The sequence below is a fragment of the Candidatus Electronema sp. JM genome (assembly GCF_048287415.1).
Taxonomy (GTDB): domain Bacteria; phylum Desulfobacterota; class Desulfobulbia; order Desulfobulbales; family Desulfobulbaceae; genus Electronema.
In genome coordinates this window covers 45,944-63,875 of sequence record NZ_JBLWEN010000029.1, presented here as the reverse complement: position 1 = coordinate 63,875, position 17,932 = coordinate 45,944, and the positions used below count along the sequence as shown (strand labels likewise).

Annotated in this window: 16 protein-coding genes; 11 read left to right on the top strand and 5 right to left on the bottom strand. The window is 58.0% G+C overall.

Annotation, left to right across the window (positions count from 1 at the left end):
* Position 1: 1 nt before the first annotated feature.
* Positions 2-814, bottom strand: coding sequence for a septum site-determining protein MinD (gene minD, locus ACNKH6_RS06215; RefSeq protein WP_417914678.1), 813 nt, complete (start codon positions 812-814; stop codon positions 2-4).
* A gap of 24 nt (positions 815-838) precedes the next feature.
* Positions 839-1,567: a septum site-determining protein MinC gene (gene minC / locus ACNKH6_RS06210; protein WP_417914677.1), complete on the bottom strand. Its 729-nt coding sequence runs from the start codon at positions 1,565-1,567 to the stop codon at positions 839-841.
* A gap of 114 nt (positions 1,568-1,681) precedes the next feature.
* Between minC and ACNKH6_RS06205 the strand changes: the two genes are divergently transcribed.
* The 3 genes from ACNKH6_RS06205 to ACNKH6_RS06195 are packed head-to-tail and all read left to right on the top strand — an operon-like array spanning position 1,682 to position 5,012.
* Positions 1,682-1,984, top strand: a complete 303-nt coding sequence (locus tag ACNKH6_RS06205) for a hypothetical protein (protein ID WP_417914676.1) — start codon at positions 1,682-1,684, stop codon at positions 1,982-1,984.
* Complete coding sequence (gene pilB, locus ACNKH6_RS06200) at positions 1,909-4,206, top strand: type IV-A pilus assembly ATPase PilB (protein WP_417914675.1); 2,298 nt, start codon at positions 1,909-1,911, stop codon at positions 4,204-4,206. The genes ACNKH6_RS06205 and pilB overlap by 76 nt, the downstream gene beginning before the upstream one ends.
* The gene (locus ACNKH6_RS06195; RefSeq protein WP_417914674.1) at positions 4,203-5,012 is read left to right on the top strand and encodes a glycosyltransferase family 2 protein; all 810 of its coding nucleotides are present in this window, start codon (positions 4,203-4,205) and stop codon (positions 5,010-5,012) included. The genes pilB and ACNKH6_RS06195 overlap by 4 nt, the downstream gene beginning before the upstream one ends.
* 8 nt (positions 5,013-5,020) lie before the next feature.
* On the opposite strand, the gene ACNKH6_RS06190 is transcribed toward ACNKH6_RS06195, so the two are convergent.
* Positions 5,021-5,158 (bottom strand): hypothetical protein, encoded by a 138-nt coding sequence (locus ACNKH6_RS06190; RefSeq protein ID WP_417914673.1) that lies wholly within the window; start codon positions 5,156-5,158, stop codon positions 5,021-5,023.
* A 240-nt stretch (positions 5,159-5,398) separates the two neighbouring features.
* Between ACNKH6_RS06190 and ACNKH6_RS06185 the strand changes: the two genes are divergently transcribed.
* Positions 5,399-6,103, top strand: coding sequence for a response regulator transcription factor (locus tag ACNKH6_RS06185; RefSeq protein WP_417914672.1), 705 nt, complete (start codon positions 5,399-5,401; stop codon positions 6,101-6,103).
* Positions 6,100-7,533, top strand: coding sequence for a sensor histidine kinase (locus ACNKH6_RS06180; RefSeq protein WP_417914671.1), 1,434 nt, complete (start codon positions 6,100-6,102; stop codon positions 7,531-7,533). Before ACNKH6_RS06185 ends, ACNKH6_RS06180 begins: the two co-directional genes overlap by 4 nt.
* Before the next feature lie 11 nt (positions 7,534-7,544).
* Here ACNKH6_RS06180 and ACNKH6_RS06175 read toward each other — a convergent pair whose 3' ends face one another.
* A complete protein-coding gene (locus ACNKH6_RS06175; protein WP_417914670.1) occupies positions 7,545-10,802 on the bottom strand; it encodes a S41 family peptidase in 3,258 nt (1,085 codons plus the stop codon).
* Between the two features lie 352 nt (positions 10,803-11,154).
* The gene (gene hemG / locus ACNKH6_RS06170; RefSeq protein WP_417914669.1) at positions 11,155-12,561 is read right to left on the bottom strand and encodes a protoporphyrinogen oxidase; all 1,407 of its coding nucleotides are present in this window, start codon (positions 12,559-12,561) and stop codon (positions 11,155-11,157) included.
* 265 nt (positions 12,562-12,826) lie between these two features.
* On the opposite strand from hemG, the gene ACNKH6_RS06165 reads away from it, so the two are divergent.
* The 6 genes from ACNKH6_RS06165 to ACNKH6_RS06140 all read left to right on the top strand — a co-directional run bounded on the left by ACNKH6_RS06165 (position 12,827) and on the right by ACNKH6_RS06140 (position 17,840).
* Entirely contained in the window at positions 12,827-13,372 is a 546-nt protein-coding gene (locus tag ACNKH6_RS06165; protein WP_417914668.1) for a Spy/CpxP family protein refolding chaperone, read from the top strand.
* A gap of 107 nt (positions 13,373-13,479) precedes the next feature.
* The gene (locus ACNKH6_RS06160) at positions 13,480-13,971 is read left to right on the top strand and encodes a DUF4405 domain-containing protein (protein ID WP_417914667.1); all 492 of its coding nucleotides are present in this window, start codon (positions 13,480-13,482) and stop codon (positions 13,969-13,971) included.
* A 40-nt stretch (positions 13,972-14,011) separates the two neighbouring features.
* The gene (locus ACNKH6_RS06155; protein ID WP_417914666.1) at positions 14,012-14,497 is read left to right on the top strand and encodes a DUF4405 domain-containing protein; all 486 of its coding nucleotides are present in this window, start codon (positions 14,012-14,014) and stop codon (positions 14,495-14,497) included.
* A 34-nt stretch (positions 14,498-14,531) separates the two neighbouring features.
* Positions 14,532-15,854 (top strand): efflux RND transporter periplasmic adaptor subunit, encoded by a 1,323-nt coding sequence (locus ACNKH6_RS06150; protein WP_417914665.1) that lies wholly within the window; start codon positions 14,532-14,534, stop codon positions 15,852-15,854.
* Positions 15,851-16,552, top strand: coding sequence for an ABC transporter ATP-binding protein (locus tag ACNKH6_RS06145; RefSeq protein WP_417914664.1), 702 nt, complete (start codon positions 15,851-15,853; stop codon positions 16,550-16,552). The genes ACNKH6_RS06150 and ACNKH6_RS06145 overlap by 4 nt, the downstream gene beginning before the upstream one ends.
* Positions 16,553-16,634: 82 nt before the next feature.
* On the top strand, positions 16,635-17,840 hold the full coding sequence (locus ACNKH6_RS06140; RefSeq protein WP_417914663.1) for an ABC transporter permease: 1,206 nt from the start codon (positions 16,635-16,637) through the stop codon (positions 17,838-17,840).
* Positions 17,841-17,932: the final 92 nt, after the last annotated feature.

The window sequence follows — 17,932 nt, the reverse complement described above, 5'->3', positions numbered from 1 at the left end:
GTCAGTTGCCCCCGAAGAATTTGCTGAACAGGCTTTTCTTTTTCGGGTCAATGAAGCGCATCTCCACCTCCTTGCCTAAGAACCGGGCGACGCAGTCTTGGTAGGCCATGCCTGCGTCGCTGCTGCGGTTGGCGATCACCGGCACGCCTTGGTTGGAGGCGGTCAGCACCGCTTCAGACTCCGGGATGACCCCCAGCAGCGGGATGGAAAGAATCTCTTGAATATCCTTGACGGACAGCATCTCGCCTTTCTGCACCCGCTCCGGCGAATAGCGGGTGAGAAGCAGATGCTCCTTGATCGGCGGACGGTTCTCCACCACCCGCTTGGTCTTGCTGGCGAGCAGGCCGAGAATGCGGTCGGAATCGCGCACCGAGGAAATTTCCGGGTTGGTCACGACCAGCGCCTCGTCGGCAAAATACATGGCCATGAACGCGCCGTGCTCAATCCCGGCGGGCGAATCGCAGACGATATAATCAAAGCTGTCCGCCAGCTCATTCAGCACCCGTTCCACGCCGTCTATCGTCAGCGACTCTTTGTCTTTGGTCTGCGAGGCAGGCAGAATGCAGAGGTTCTCGGTGCGCTTGTCGCGGATCAAAGCCTGATTAAGCCGGGCTTCTTGATTGATCACATTGACAAAGTCATACACCACCCGCCGCTCGCAGCCCATGACCAAGTCAAGGTTGCGCAGGCCGACATCAAAATCAATGACAACGGTTTTATAGCCCTCTAAGGCCAATCCCATTGCAAAGGCCGCGCTGGTGGTGGTTTTGCCGACACCTCCTTTGCCTGAAGTGACTACAACAATCTTGGTCAAATTCGCTCTCCTTTTTTCAAGACGCTACAACGCGGTAATATGAAGCCTGCCGCCGTGCAGGCGCACCTGCACAGCCTTGGCGCGGAGCTGGGCGGGAAAATCCTCGCTGACGAGATGAATGCCTGCGATGGCCACCAGCTCCGCCTCCAGCTTCTGACAGAAAATGCGGGCGTTCTGCTCGCCGCCGCAGCCGGCAAAGGCCCGGCCCCGCAGCGTGCCATAGACATGAATGCTGCCGGACGCGGCAATTTCCGCGCCAGAACCGACTGAGGCCAGCACAGTCAAATCGCCTTGGCTGACGGTCACGCTCTGGCCAGAGCGCACCGGCTCTGTGATGATTTTGGAACCTTCCGGCGGCGCAGCGACAGGCGGCTTCTGCTCTGCTTCTTCTTCCGGCTCTTCTGCCGCCGCTTGCGCCTTGCCAGTCCGTGCGGCGAGCACCGCCAAATCCAGTGCGGCGGCCCGCTTTTTCAGCCGCTCCGGGCAGCCGGTGATGCCGACCGGAAGCAGCCCTTGCCCGCGCACAAGAGTGATCAGCTCCGCAAGATCAACAGGCTCGTCCTCATCCAATTCCCGCAGACTGAGCACCACTGGGGCGTTGCGGAAAAAATCCGGGGCTTGACGAATCTTGTCAGCAAGCTGCGCCGCCAGCTCGTCCAGCTCATTCCGCCGCAAGGACAGCACCGGAATAGTGAACGCCGCGCCTTTCAGGTCGAAAACAGCTTTGCTGGCATGTGCTGCGGAACTGGACATGGTTTGTTGCTCGTTGCTGAAAAAAATCAGACCACTGTTTTATTTTTGTACGGATTCAGCCGTGCCACGCAGTCCAAGCAGACGACACAGATAACAGCCGCAGTTTCATAGACGATGATGCAAACGCTTTCCAGTCGCGCCCGTGCAGGAACACGACGTTTTTCCTGCATTCACTATAACCGGTTTGACGATTCCGTCCAGCCGGAAAATAAAAAAAGCAGGCCAGTTCTTGCCGGAAAAAAATGGACGACACGGGAAAAGCTCTTTTGGCTGATTTCGTTTTGCGGTAAGATACAGCCAAGACTTTCAGAGAACTACGCACGCTGGGCCAAGAAATATCTATGGAAAACAAAAAGCCAGGAACTGCTGCGCAGCCGGCGGCTGCCAAAGCGGATCCGAATCAGAAAGCAGCACTGAAGCGGACTGTCAAAGATCAGACCGGAGCGAGCAAGCTCAAAATTGGTGAGCTGCTGCAAAAAGCAGGCTATGTCACTGCGGCGGAATTCACCAACGCTCAAGCCATTCACAAAAAAAATGGCGATCGGCTGGGAAAAATTTTCCTCGACAGCGGCATTATTGAAGAAGACACGATTGCCAACTTCCTCAGCAGGCAGCACAACTATTCCTTGGTCAACATCGCTGAGGAGGCTCCGAGTCCCGACGCGCTGAAGATCATGCCGTATGAGGTGGCCAAGAAATATCTGGCTTTCCCGCTCAGGATCGCAGGCGACACCCTTCAGCTCACCATGGCCGAGCCAACGGATTCGCTGGAGGTCGAGGAGCTGCAAAACACCCTCAAATTGGCCCTCAACGTCTGCGTCTCGACCACCAGAAATATTGTCGAGGCCTACCGCACCTACTACAAGATCAGCGATGAGGAATACAAATCCTACTTCGGCGGTCATGAGGAGGAGCAGGTTGAGCAGGTTGAGCAGGTTGAAGACTGGGGCGCGCTGGTGTCTGACGCGGCGGAGGAGTTTGAAATTGAGGACTCCGGCGGCGACGAAGATGACAAGATGGGCGGCCAGTTCTCTGCCAACGACGCGCCGATCATCAAATTAGTGAACGGCATTTTGGTCAAGGCCGTGCAGGATGGGGTCAGCGATATTCACATCGAGCCGTTTGAGAAGACCATGCAGGTGCGCTACCGCAAGGATGGTTCGCTGTTTAAATCCATGAACCTGCCGCTGACGATCAAAAACGCGCTCTCGGCCCGCATGAAAATCCTCGCCGGGCTGAACATCACCGAGCGGCGCGTGCCGCAGGACGGTCGCATCAGCATCCGCATGGGCCGCAACAAAGCGGTGGATTTCCGTGTTTCCACCCTGCCGCTGCTGCATGGAGAGGGCATCGTTCTCCGTATTTTGGACAAAGGCTCGCTCAACGTTGACCTGACCAAGCTCGGTTTTGAGGTGGAGACCTTTGCAGCCCTCAGGCGCTGCCTTGAACGTCCCCAAGGTCTGCTCTTAGTTACTGGGCCGACCGGCTCCGGCAAGACCGTAACGCTCTATTCGGCCCTCAACTCGCTCAACAGCGAGGACATCAAAATCCTCACCGCCGAAGATCCGGTCGAGTTCAACTTCAAGGGCATCAATCAGGTCAACGTCAACGTCGAGGTCGGCATGACCTTCCCTGCCGCCCTGAAGGCCTTCCTCCGCCAGGACCCGGACATCATCATGGTCGGCGAGATCCGCGACATCAGCACCGCTGAGATCGCCATGAAGGCGGCGATGACCGGCCACTTGGTTTTCTCCACCCTGCACACCAACGACGCAGTGGCCACAGTCAGCCGTATGGTGGACATCGGCATTCCCGCCTATATTCTGGCCGGCTCGCTGACCATGGTGCTCGCCCAGCGCTTGGGCCGCCGCCTCTGCGCCAAGTGCAAACAGCCGATCACAGTGGAGCGGAAACGGCTGCTGGAAATCGGCTTCACAGAAGAGCAAATTGACAAGCCCGGCTTCCAACTTTATGGGCCGAAAGGCTGCGCCGTCTGCAACGGACGCGGCTACAAAGGCCGGGTCGGTTTCTTCGAGCTGCTGGAAGTCACCACGGAAGTGGCGCAGGCCATTCAGGCGCAGGTTTCGGAAGAAGAGCTGCGCAAGGTCGCTGTTCAGTCTGGCATGTACACCCTGCGCAATGCGGCGATTTTGAAAGCGATTCAAGGTGTGACCAGTCTTGAGGAAGTGGAAGGCAACACGGTCATTCAGCAGGACACCTTGCCGCCGTATTTAGTCAGCCCGCCAGTGGAGGAATATGAGGATGGCGACATCATCATTCAGGAGGGCAATCAGGACGACCGCAACTTCTACAAGCTGGTGCGCGGCAAGGTGGCAGTGCTCAAGCAGGGCAAAAAAATTGCTGAAATCACTGAACCAGGCGAATATTTCGGTGAGATGGCCTGCATTCTTGAAGAGCCGCGCTATGCTTCGATCATTTCCGTAGGCCGGAGCAAAGTGAAAAAATATCCGGGCGAAAAGCTGCGGGAGCTGCTGGAAAAATACCCGGACATCGCCCGGCATTTCTTCAAAACCTTGGCCAAGCGGCTGCGTAAAACTGATAACATTGTCATCCAGTTGGCGGGCGGCGGTGCGCCGAAACGACCTGGGCCACCAACAGCAGGGCCGCGTACATTGTGAGTAAGATTTCTGCGTATATCATCGCCTGGAACGAGGCGGACAAAATCCGGCAGGCGGTCAGTTCCGTGCTTTGGGCGGACGAAATTGTGTTAGCCGATTCCTTCAGCACGGACGACACCGCCGAGATCGCCGCCGCAATGGGCGCACGGGTGGTGCAAATCGAATTCAAGGGATTTGGCGATCTGCGCAATCGGGCGATGGCCGCCTGCACCCATGATTGGATTTTCTCGTTAGATGCCGACGAGCGCTGCACCCCGGAAGCGCGGGACGATATGCTGACCGCAGTCGCCCAAGCTAACCCCGCAGATGCATACTACATTCCCCGGCGCAATTTTTTTATGGGCCGCTGGATCAAGCATTCTGGTTTTTATCCTGACTACCGCCAGCCGCAGCTTTTCCGCAAGGGTGCCCTGCGTTTCAAAGAAACCGATCCGGTGCATGAGGAATATGAGATTGTCTCTGCCAAACCTGTCGGATATCTTCAGCAGCCAATCTGGCAGTTTCCTTATAAAAATTTGGAAGAGGTGGCCCGCAAGGCCAACCGCTACTCCACCCTTGGCGCGGAAAAACTTCGCCAGCGCGGACGGCGGGCAGGAATGCTCACCGCCCTCAGCCGGGGTCTTTGGTCGTTTTTTCACATGTACATTTTGAAAAAAGGCATCCTTGACGGCTGGCCGGGTTTTGTCATTGCGGTTGGCAATTTTGAAGGCACGTGGTACAAATACGCCAAATTGCACGAGCTGAACGCTGACTGGCAGCCGCCGGAAACGCCGCCCTTGCTGCGGCGGGACACGGACAGCAACTGAGCGGGAAATCAGATGCGGATACGGACGAAGGAAAAGCTGTTGACGGCTTGGCAGTATTCCTTGGCCAAGAGCAGACGCTGCGGTACCGGCAGGTAAAAGTAGATCGGACTTAGCATCAGGATGTGGACGGCATCACGGAGACTCATAATATTCTTCAGCAACTTTGATCGGTTACGTTTTGCAAGAAAAACGTCTGCATGTTCTCAACCCCGACAAGCCTGATCCCTCCTTATCAATGGTATAATTGATTCAGTCAGAAAGTTCAATATTTTTTACTGTCATTTTTTTTGAATTGTTGGTGTATATGGTGTATAAAAACACAGACGACAGGATAATTAACTGATTATTATAATATATATTTGCAATAGTTGTCGTTGCATGAGCCGATGAACATCCTCATGATTGACGACGACCGTAAGCTCTGCCGCCTGGTGGCTGATTATCTGGAGCCGATGGGCTACGTGGTCGAGGCGGCGCACAGCGGCCCGGAAGGCTTGGAGCGGCTCCGGCAGGGCGAGTATCAGGCGGTGATCTTGGACGTGATGCTGCCGCAGATGGACGGCTTTGCCGTGCTGAAAGAGCTGCGCCGTGAATCAGACATCCCGGTGCTGATGCTCACGGCGCGGGGCGAGGAGACCGACCGCATTGTCGGCTTAGAGCTGGGCGCGGACGATTATCTGCCGAAGACCTTTTCCTCGCGCGAGCTGCTGGCCCGGCTGCGGGCTGTCACCCGCCGCTGCCAGCTTGCCGAAAGCCGGAGCGGCGAAGAGACAGCGGAGCCGGTGCTGCGCTTTGCCGGGCTGGACATTGAGCAGGCCTCGCGCACGGTGCGCCTGCATGGGGAACCGCTGCCGCTGACTCCGCTGGAGTATGATCTTTTAGCCGCTTTGGCCAACGCCGCCGGGCGGGTTTTGAGCCGCGACCATCTGCTGGAGGCGGTGTCCGGGCGGAATTACGACGTGTTCGACCGCTCCATTGACGTGCATATTTCCTCGCTGCGGCGCAAGCTGGGCGACACGCCCCGCCAGCCGCGCTACATCCAGACCGTGCGCACCGCAGGCTACATGTTCATCGTCCCGCCGCTGCCGTGAAGGCTGCCCGCTCCCTCTTCGCCAAGATACTTGGCTGGCTTTTTCTCAATCTGCTCCTGCTCGCCGCCGCGCTGGCGGTCTTTTTCGCTGTGCAGCTGAAGATGGACCTGCACGAGTTCTTTGGCCATCAGGGCGCAGACCGCCTCCGCGCCGCCGGAATGCTGCTCGTCCATGATTTGGAGCAATCGCCGCCGGACGAGTGGTCAGAGATTCTTGCCCGGCACGGCCAGATTCACGGCGTGGATTTTCTTCTCCTGCTGCGCGAGGGGCTGGTCTTTTCGCCTGCACAAGAAAAAATCCCGGAAGATGTGCTGGCCAAAGCCAAAGAGGTGCTGCTGCGGCACGGCCCGCCGGACGGTGCCGACTGCGACGGGCCGAAGAAGCCTTCGCCCGGCTGGGGACGGAGGCCGCATCTGATCATGCACACCAGCACGCCCAGCCGTTGGTGGTTCGGCATCCGCGTGCCGATCTACTTGGAAGCCTCGGAGCGGCATCTGCCTGCCCTGCTCATCGCCGCCTCGGATTCCATCACCGGCAACGGCTTTTTCTTCGACCCGCTGCCGTGGATGGTCGTGGCCGCCGCAGTGATTCTCATCTCCGTGCTCTTCTGGCTGCCGCTGATCCGCAGCATCACCAAGCCGCTGGAGCGCATGACCCGCGCCGCCGAGGAGATTGCCAAGGGCAATTTCAACGTCGTCATCCGCGAGCGGCGGGCCGACGAAATCGGGCGGCTGGCCGCGACCATCAGCCACATGACCGCGCGGCTCGCCGCCTTTGTCAAAGGCCAGAAACGCTTTCTCAGCGATGTCTCGCACGAGCTTGGCTCGCCGGTGGCCCGGATTCAGTTCGGCCTCGGCGTGCTGGAACAGCGCCTGGACGGCGCGAACCGCGAGCGGGTGCAGGACGTGATGGAGGATGTTGAGCACATGGCCGCCCTGATCGGCGAGCTGCTGGCCTTCTCGCGGGCGGAGATGAACGCCCAGGCCGTGCGGCTGGAGCGCATTCCCCTGCTGCCGGTGCTTGAGACCGCTGTGCGGCGCGAGGCGGCGGACGCGGCGGTGCAGCTACGGGCCGAGCCGGAGCTGCACGTCATCGCCTCCGCCGAGCTGCTGACGCGGGCGGTGGCCAACCTTCTCCGCAACGCGGTGAAATACGCAGGCCATGCCGGGCCGATCACTGTCGCCGCTGCGGAAAAGAGCGGGCAGGTGGAAATCACGGTCAAGGACTGCGGCCCCGGCGTGGCCGAAGAGCATCTCGACCGCCTCTTTGAGCCGTTTTACCGGCCTGAGCCGTCCCGCGAGAGCGGAACCGGCGGCGTTGGCCTTGGCTTGGCCATCGTCAAAACCTGCGTCGAAAGCTGCGGCGGCTCAGTCGCAGCCAGCAACTGCCAGCCGCAGGGTTTTGCGGTGCGAATACTTTTGAAAACCTGAACGCTGCGGGTTCATTGCCCAGGTTTCGCTTCAGCGCGCCGCACCCGCACCGGGTCGGCTGGCTGCGGCAGCATCTTCACTTCCTCGGACTTCAGCAAATCAAGCGCGACGGCAACGGCCTTCTCTAATTGCGGATCATGCCCTTTGCTCACAGCCGCAGGCTCCTGCTCCACCACGATATCCGGCTCTACGCCCTTGTTTTCCACATCCCATTCGCCCTTCAAGTTGTAAAAGCCGCCGCGCGGCACAGTGAGATAGCCGCCGTCCATCAGAGGAGGCATATCCCAGATGCCAACCAAACCGCCCCAAGTGCGGGTGCCAACCAGCGGGCCGATCTTTTTGGCGCGGAACATATAGGGCAAAAGGTCGCCGCCGGACCCAGACGCGTCATTGATGATCATCACCTTCGGCCCCCAGATGCCTGCGTTCGGCAGCGTGAAGGGCTGATGCTCTCCGGCGGCATTATTGAAAAAGCCGAGCAGTTCACGGCCCAGCAGATCAATAATGTAGTCCGGCACCATGCCGCCGCTGTTGAACCGCTCATCAATAACAGCCCCTTTTTTGTCCTGCTGGGCGAAGTAATAGCGGTTGAACTGACTGTAGCCACCGAAGCCAGTGTTGGGCAGCCAGACATAGGCCAATTTGCCGCCTGATAATTCATCCACTTTCTTCCGGTTAGCCTCCACCCAGCTTTTCAGCCGCAAGCCGAAATCGAAAGAAGTTGGCACCACCGTCACTTCCCGGCTGCCTTTCATCGCCGGTTTGCTGTTCAGGGTCAGCACCGTCTGCTTTCTTGCGGTCTCTTCAAACAGGCTGTAAGGATTCATGGAGCTGGTCAGCTCGACCCCATTCACCGCCAAAAGGAAATCGCCTTCGTGCACATCAATGCCCGGCCCGCTCAAGGGAGCACGCAGTTGGGGATTCCAGTTCTCGCCGGTGTAAATTTTTTTCAGGCGGAACCTGCCCTGCTCCATGCTGAAGTCAACGCCGAGCAGTCCCATAGGCGTGTAACCGGCAAAAGGCAGGTCGCCGCCGCCCGTGAAGGAATGGCCAATGGACGTTTCTCCGCCAAGAATGCCCAGAAGATAGGTCAAATCAGCCCGGTGGCGGATATGCGCCAGCCAAGGCGAATAGACTTTCCATGCCCAGTCCAAATCAAGGCCGTGGACATTGCGCACATAAAAGAAGTCCCGCTCAAAACGCCATGCTTCGCGGAATATCTGCCGCCATTCCTGCTTAGGATCGACATGCGTCAGCATACCCATAATGTTCAGGTTATCTCCGCTCTGCTCTGGAGCACCCTCTGCGTCTGCAACAGTCCAGCTACCGTCCTCTTTTTTGCAAAGAATTTTCTCTTTGTCTGCGGAGACAACATAGTCTTGAATATTTTTCAGCAATACCTCATCCTTCTTTTCTTTCAGGGAAAAACGGTGCAGCTGCTGCTGGAATGGATAAAATTCAAACTGTTTCTTTTCACCTCGCACCTCCTCCAAATAAAAGAGATTGCCTTCGCTTCCTGCGGCAAGCTGGCTATAAGTGCCATCCGGCAAATCAAGGGCGACAATCCGCTGACCTATCCCGTCGAGATCAATCGTGACCTTGACAGCGGCCTTCTTTTTTTCAATCTCGCTCGGTTTCTTCTTCTCCTTGTCCTTCACCGACTCCTTGGCCGCCGGATTTTTCTCGTCCTTCTTCTTTTTTTCTTTTTCCGCGTCGTTTTTGCTGCTGTCCGGCTTGTTCTCCTCATCGCTTTCCGGCAGGAGCGGCGACGGCTCGCCTTTGGCCAGCACCGCCAGATAGATGGCACGGCTCATGGGCCGGTCTTGTGAACTCATATCTAACCAGCCGACATTCAAACCGAGATTCGTGCTGGCGAGGAAGCTGAGATATTTGCCGCTTTGCTCCCAAGCTGGAGAGACGCAGTCGGACATGCCGTCGGTGAGTTGAAAAGATTTGTTCTGTTTCAGTGAATAGAGAAATATCGCCTTATACTGGTTTTTCAGCCGCTTGACATAGGCTATCCATTGAGAATCCGGCGACCAGGACGGGGCGATGACCCGTTCAGGGTGCGTGGAGCCTTCGTTGTCAATCAGGCGGACGTGCTCCGTTTTGAGATCAAGCAGCCAGAGATTGCGGGCGGCATCGCTGAAGCTGATCTGCTGCGAGTCCGGCGACCACACGGGCGTATAAAAGAAGGTCGGCTTATCCAGCTTGATGCTTTTTCTGTTTTTGCCGTATTGATCAGCGATGACCAACTGATATTCACCGCTTTGATCTGAAAACCAGCTGATCTGTTTGCCATCCGGCGACCATGCCGGACTGCGGTCAGCAGCGTCCGAACTGGCGGTCAGGTTGCGGACATCGCCTTTTTTCACCGGGACAGTAAAAATGTCGCCCCGCGCCTCAAAGACCGCCCGTTGCCCTGTCGGCGACACGGCGGCAGTCTCTATCGCATACGTCCGTTCCCAGCGCGGGCGGGCAAACGGGAAATCGCCCTGCACGGTGACTGACAGCTTTACCGCGTTGTCCGCTGCCGGATCAAGCAGATGCAGCCAGCCGCCGTTTTCAAAAATCAGCTTGCCGCCGCCTGCTTCAAGATGCTTGCAGTCAAATTCAGTGAACGATGTGCGCTGACGAACTTTTTTATCCTCCAAACTGTACGACCAGACATTCATTGTGCCATCGCGGTCGGAGAGAAAATAAATGCTGTTGTCTATCCAGACCGGTGTATTGTCGTTCGCACCGTCCCAAGGCAGTTTTTCTACAGCCAGCGTCTCCAGATCAATAATGCGGATCGGATTGTTCTGGCCGCCCCGGTAGTTGCGCCATTCCTCCTCCCACGGCGCGATCTCCTGATAGACCATTTTCTTGCCATCCGGGGAATACTTGCCCTCTGCTGCTCTGGGAACAGGCAGCGGCTCCGGCAGGCCGCCGTCCACACTCACCCGCCAGAATTTGGCATATGCAGTCGGCATACTGTCTCTGCCAGAGGCGAAGAGCACATATTTGCCGTCATTGCTCCAGCCACGCACGGTGTCAGCTCCTGGATGCCACGTCAGCCGCTTCGGCTCGCCGCCTTGCGCAGCAACGACATACACATCAACGTTGCCATCATATTGACCGGAAAAAGCGATCAGGCTGCCATCCGGTGAAAAATGCGGCTCTGTCTCCGCGCCTGCAAAACTGGTCAGGCGACGCGCTGAACCGCCCTCCAAACCGCTCGTCCAGATATCATTGGCATAGACAAAGGCAATTTGGTTGCGGCTCATTGCCGGGTTGCGCAGAAGACGGGTTCCTTCTTCCGCCAAGGCCACCCTGGACAGACAGCAGGCAAGGCAAAGCGCTGCAGCGGCAGAATAATGCAGTCGGACAGACATGGCAATAATCCTCTCGTGTTAAAAAATGACAGCAGACACTATAGCAATTTCGAGCTGCTCATATATCATTTCCTGACGGAAATGATTGAAGCCGAAAACGACCTCAGGTTTGAGGACATGTGCCAGAATTTTCATATAAAATTTTCTCTTCAAACAAGAGATTCCACTCTGCGCGAGACCATTGGCAGGCTGGGGATCAGCAGAAAAAAACTTTTCGCGATTGAGCCGCAGACAAGCGGGAATATCAAAAATACACCCCTTTAATCTCCGTGCCGCCGTCTCCGCGCTCGCCGCTCAGGATCCGTTTTGCCACCTTCCACGCCTCCTTGTGCATGTCGTTGATGCCGATGCCTTGCCAGCCAAAGCCGCAGATGTGGAGGCTGTCGAGCATTTCATGCAATTGATTCCGCCAAGCAAGCAGGGCCGGATAGCCCGCTTCCATCTGCGGGATGCCCCACTTTGGCCGCAGCACCCGGCTGAAGACCGGCGGCTCAGGCAGCTCCATCAGGTGTTTGATGTCCTCATAAGCCCGCGCCACGATTTCCTCATCCGGCAGGTCCAACCGCTCTGGATGCCTGCGCCCACCGACTAAGGTTTCCACCAAAAGATGACCTGCCGGGGCGCGACCGGGGAACATGTGCGAGGAAAAAAGCGTGCCGAGGGCGAAACGCTGTTCCTGCTCCGGGGCAAGATAGCCAAAGCCGAACGGCACCTTGGCCTTGTCAGCGGCAAAGCCCATCGCCACAGTGGCGAGCTTCGCCTCCGGGATGGACTGCATGGGCGGTTCCGGCAAGCCTGCGCCGATCAGCAATTCAAGGCAGCGATTGACCGGCAAAGCGATGATCAGATGCCGGGCGTGCAATTCAAGCTGGCCAGTGCGGATCAGCCAGCCGCTGCCGATCTGTTCAATACTGCGGGCGGCGGTGCGGTACATGATTTCCTGATTGGGAATCAGCTTGGCGGCCATTGCTTGCGGCAGACGGGCCATGCCGGTGCGGAAGCTGGTCATCGCGGGCAGCCCTTTCCGCTTTTTGTTCTTCTTTTCCTTTCTTGCCGCGAGCATTTTGGCGATGCCGCCGCGCACGACCGAGCCGTGTTCCAGCTCCAATTGGCGCAGGCCGGGCATCACGCCGTCTATTTTCAGCCGGGCAATGTCGCCCGCATAGGTGCCGGTGAAAACTGCATCGGCAAAAGGCAGCATCGCTTTGCCGAAACGATGTTCAATCCACTCGGCAACTGTCGGCTCATCCGGCAAAGGCTTTTTCCATAAATCAGCCATGACGCGGAATTTAGCTGGCCAGGACATCAACGGTGCCCGGAGGATTTTCCAAGGGCTTTGCGGAATCAGATTCAGCTTGCCGTCTAAACAAATATAGCGGACGAACTTCGACAGCGGGGCCTTTTCCACTTCATTCGCCAAGCCAGCCTCATGAATCAGCACCCGGCTTTCTAAGCAGTTGTCTAAAAAGCCATGCGGCCCGCCCTCAGCTAGATAGCCTTCCTCCAGATGCGAGCGCACGGCCCCGCCGGGCTGTTCCTCTTTCTCGATCACTAAAAGCGAAATATCCGGCTGTTTATGCTTGAGGAAGGTGGCGGCGGCAAGGCCGGACAAACCGGCTCCGATAATCAGGACATCAACGGATGAATTCATGGCGCGTGGACTGAGCGGAAAGGGGGCGTAAGCTGCATGTTGTTTCCTGAGCGATGCAGCAAAATTTTGAAATACTATAGAATATGGCGCGGTCATCTTCAACCGGAAACCGCTGTGGCGGAGCAGATTCACAGTTTGCGCCGCTTTTTTACAAAGCCTTTACAATTTATGCCGCCGCTGAAAAAATCCCTTAACATGCGCTTGGTACACTGTCCTTGAATGCAGGGAATACTTCCCTGCCACCAACCATCTTCAGGAGAAAAAAATGAAAACAACCATTCGCAAAAAAATAGGCACCGGCATCATGGCAGTTCTGCTCGCAGCAGCACTTATTCCCGCAGCAGCCGAAGCCTGCCGTGGCGGCAGAGGCGGGCGCGGCGGCGGCCACGGCATGGGCATGAACTGCGGCATGAAAGGCGGCGGCGCGGCTTTTGGCATTTGGCAGAATCCGCAGGCTGTGCAGGATTTGGGCCTGAGCGCGGAGCAGGTGAAGAAGCTGAAAGAAGCTGACTTCGCTTCCCGCGAGAAGCAGCTGCCTTTGTTCAACGAGCTGGACAGCCTGCGCCTGAAGATGGATCAGGCCTTCGCCGCCGAGCCGGTGGACGAGAAGGCGGTGATGGAGCTGACCGAGAAGATTTCAGCGGTGAAAGGCAAGCTGGCCGCGCAGCGGACTGAGGAGCGGCTGGCCATGAGCAAAATCCTCACCCCTGAGCAGATGGGCAAAATGCAGTCCATGCGCGGCAAGGGCGGCGGCCAAGGTCAGCCGTGTCCGATGGCCGGGCAAGGAAACGGCGGCCAGCAGCAGAAGTAACAACGAACATCTGGACGTGCCGCAGTTTTCCCGGTATGTTTTCTGTCAGCGGCAGAGAACTGCCGGGAGGTTTTGCTTGTCACTTCAATTTCAGGAGGTATTTTCCAATGAGCATCAAACGTGAATGGACCACCCCAATTGCCGCAGGCGCGTTCCTGCTGCTTGCCGTCACCGGTCTGCTGATGTTTTTCCATGCCGCACCAGAACTGGCTGAAGAAATCCATGAATGGTTCAGCTTGGTCTTTGTGGCTGCGGCCCTGCTGCATGTGACCACCAATTTCGCCTCGTTCAAAAGACATCTCAGCCAGCGGCGGGCGCAGGTGCTGATTGGCATTTTCGCGCTGATTCTGCTGGCCAGCTTTGCGCCTTTGGGTGAGGAAGAAGATGAGGGGCCTCCGTTTGCGGCGCCGGTGCGGATGCTGGCCAAAGCTCCGTTGACCGAGGTTGCGCAGATTGCGAAAAGCAGCCCGGAGCAGCTGATTGCTCATCTGAAAGAAAAAGGCGTGGCAGTGCAGTCTGCCCAGCAGAGCCTGAGCGAGCTGGTCGGTGACGATCTCCGCAAGCAGGTCCATTTCATGCAGGTGATGCTGGAAAAATAGCCAGCCGATTTTTTTAACATCTAAAAGGAGATACGTTGCAATGAGCATCAAACGTGAGTGGACCACCCCGATCACCGCAGGCGCATTTCTGCTGCTTGCCGTCACCGGCGTGTTCATGTTTTTCCATGCCGCGCCCGGCCTTGCCAAAGAGGCGCATGAATGGTTGAGCTGGGGATTTCTGGCAATTGTGGCCGTTCATGTGGCCGTGAATTTTTCCGCCTTCAAAAAATACATCCTCCAGCGCAAGGGCATGGTTCTGCTCGGCGCGTTTGTCCTCATCCTGATAGTCTGCTTCTCACCGTTGAGCGGCAGCGGCGAGCCTCCTTTTGCCACACCAATCCGGGCCTTGGCCAAGGCTCCGCTGACCGTTGTGGCCCAAGTCGCGGAAAGCAGCCCGGAGCAGGTGATGGAGCGGCTGAAAAAAGAGGGCCTTGCCGTGCAGTCAGCCCAGCAGAACATCAGCGAATTGGTCGGTGATGACTGGCACAAGCAGATGCGTTTCTTGAAAATGCTGATAGACAAGTAACCGAGCCGTCAAACTCTGACCTGAGCGATGCGCCATGAAAACAGCTCCGAAGCCGCAGCCAGCCATTGATCCGGCCCTGCTTCTTGATCCGCCCCGCAGACGACGCGGCTTCGGCTGCTTGTTCTGGCTGCTCATCCTTGGCGGTCTGGCCGCTGGCGGCTATTATTTTTATGCCGCACGGCAGAAGCAGGCGGGCCAGTCTGCCGCGCCGCAAATTGAATACAAAACTGAGAAAGCCAGCATCGGCGATGTGGTGGTGGCCGTCACCGCCACCGGCGCGCTCCAGCCGACCAATCAGGTGGATGTGGGCAGCGAGCTGTCCGGCAATGTCGAGGCGGTGCTGGTGGATTACAACGACCAGGTCAAGGCCGGACAGGTGCTGGCCAAGCTGGATGTGTCCAAGCTCAAAGCCCAAGTTGAGCAGACGCAGGCCTCCTTGGCGGCAGCAAAAGCCAAGGTGCTGACTGCCGAGGCCACGATTCAGGAGACCGCGAGCAAGCTCGGCCAGCTCAGAAAAATGTGGGAACTGAGCGGCGGCAAAACGCCGTCGCAGTTTGATCTTGACGCGGCGGCAGCGGCGGCGGCGCGGGCTAAGGCGGAGAAAGCCAGTGCGGAAGCGGGCGTGGCCGAGGTGCAGGCCAAGCTGAACATGACCCAGACTGACTTAGGCAAGGCGGAAATTCTCTCGCCGGTCAACGGGATAGTCCTCGCCCGGAGCATTGAGCCGGGCCAGACTGTGGCCGCCTCCTTTTCCGCGCCGGTGCTGTTCAAGCTGGCTGAAGACTTGACCAAAATGGAATTGCAGGTGGATGTGGACGAGGCGGACATCGGCCAGGTCAAGGAAGGGCAGCAGGCGAAATTCACGGTTGATGCCTACCCGGAGCGCAAATTTTCTGCCGTGATCCGACAGGTGCGCTTCGCCTCCACGGTCAACAATGGGGTTGTCACCTATAAAACCGTGCTGATGGTGGACAACAGCGACCTCGCGCTGCGGCCCGGCATGACCGCCACCGCCGAAATTGCCGTGCAGAAAGCCGAGAACGCCCTGATTGTGCCGACAGCGGCTCTGCGCTTCAGTCCGCAGGCGCAGGACAAGGGGGAACAGAAAAAAGGCTCGTTCCTTGACTCGCTTATGATCAGGCCGCGATTCTCTGGCGGCGGCAAACGCCCGGCCAAGCCGGATGGCAAAGGCCCGCAGCAGGTCTGGACGCTGGGCCGCGACGGCCAGCCGCAGGCAGTGCCGGTCAAAACTGGTCTCAGCGACGGCAGCAGCACCCAAATTCTGGAAGGGGAGCTGAAAGAGGGCGACGCGGTCATCACCGCCGCCGTTGCCGATGGCAAAGGTAAAGGGCGATGAGCGCGGAGGCAGCAGCCAGCCCGCAGCCGCTGATCCGGCTGCGCGGCATCACCAAGGCCTACGGCAGCGGCGATGCCCTGACCTACGCCCTGCACGGGGTTGATCTCGACATCGCCAAAGGGGATTTTGTCTCGATCATGGGGCCGAGCGGGTCCGGCAAATCCACCTGCATGAACATCCTCGGCTGCTTGGATACGCCCACCTCCGGCCAGTATTTTTTTGGCGATGTCGAAGTCAGCCGGATGAGCCGGAAAGAGCTGGCCGCGCTGCGCCGCTATTATCTCGGCTTTGTCTTCCAAGGCTTCAACCTGCTCAACCGCACTTCAGCATTGGAAAATGTCGAGCTGCCGCTGATGTACCGGGGCACTCCGGCCCGCAAGCGACGGCTGCTCGCCCGTCACGCCCTGAAAATCGTCGGGCTGGAAGGCCGCGAGTCGCACACGCCGGGCGAGCTGTCCGGCGGCCAGCAGCAGCGGGTGGCCATTGCCCGCGCCATTGTCACCAGCCCGGCAGTGCTTTTCGCCGACGAGCCGACCGGCAACCTTGACACCGCCCGCAGTCACGAGATCATGGAGCTGCTGGTCGGCTTGAATCAGGAAAAAAACATCACCATCGTCATGGTCACGCACGAGCCGGACATGGCCGAATATACCAAGCGGATCGTCCGCTTTGTGGACGGGCATGTGGCGGAAGAGTAGGGGCAGGGGCGTTGTTTCGCGGTGTAGGGGCGGTTCGCGAACTGCCCCTACGGTGGAATGTAAATTTGCGGAGGTCTGAACCATGCTCTTCAACACCATCCTGCTCGCCCTGCGCGACATCCGGCGCAACGTGCTGCGCTCGTTCCTCACCATTCTCGGCATCATCATCGGCGTGGCGGCGGTCATCACCTTGGTCACGGTCGGCAACGGCAGCACAGCGCGGATTGCGGGTCAAATCGCCAGCATGGGCACCAATGTCCTCATGATTCAGCCGGGCCAGCACCGGGGGCCGGGAGCAGATTCCGCCGCGCCTAACTTCACCCTCGCCGACGTGCAGGCCCTCCGCCGGGAAATCAGTTTGGTGAAGGCCGTGGCACCGTCTGTTTCATCCAATTCCACTGCCGTGGCCGGTAATCGCAACTGGTCAACCAGCATCACCGGCAGCACCAATGCCTTCTTCGCCGTCCGCAACTGGGCGGTTGCAAGCGGCAGAACGTTTGAGCCGGTCGAACTGTCGGCTGGCAAGGCGGTCTGCATCATCGGCCAAACCGTGCGCAAAAATCTCTTCCAAGAAGAAGATCCGCTGGACCGGAACATTCGGCTGGGCAAAGTTTCCTGCCGGGTGATCGGCCTGCTGCAAGAAAAAGGGCAATCGAGCATGGGCCGCGATCAGGACGACCTGATTGTCATGCCCTTGCTGGCTGTGCAGCGGCGGTTCACTGGCAAACGCGAGATAACGCTGGTTCAGCTTGCCGTGGAGGATGGTGGCTCGACCACGCAAGTTTCTGCAGATGTGACCAATCTGCTGCGCAAGCGCAGGCGGCTGGGGGAAAATGAGGAGGACAACTTCAGCATCCGCGACACCAAAGAGCTGGCCGAGATGCTCACCGGCACCACCAAAACCATGACCGCCCTGCTCAGTTCGGTGGCCGCTGTCAGCCTCTTGGTCGGCGGCATCGGCATCATGAACATCATGCTGGTCTCGGTCACCGAGCGCACCCGCGAGATCGGCATCCGCCTCGCCATCGGCGCGTTCGAGCACGAGGTGATGCTGCAATTTCTCACCGAATCCGTGGTGCTTTCATCGCTCGGCGGCATCATCGGCATCATCCTCGCCTTGGCCTCATCCTATGGCCTCAGCGGCGTGCTGGACATCCCCTTCCTCCCAGATGCAAATATTGTCCTCATTGCCTTCCTCTTCTCCGCTGCGGTCGGGGTGATTTTCGGCTATTTTCCGGCCTTGAAAGCCGCCCGGTTGGATCCGATTGATGCCTTGCGGCATGAATAGCTGCGTCTTGCTTTTTCAAGCAAAGAAAATTATAATTTTATTAGAGGCATATTGACGGGCGGATTTTACGCGGCCCGGAGCTGGTTTTCACT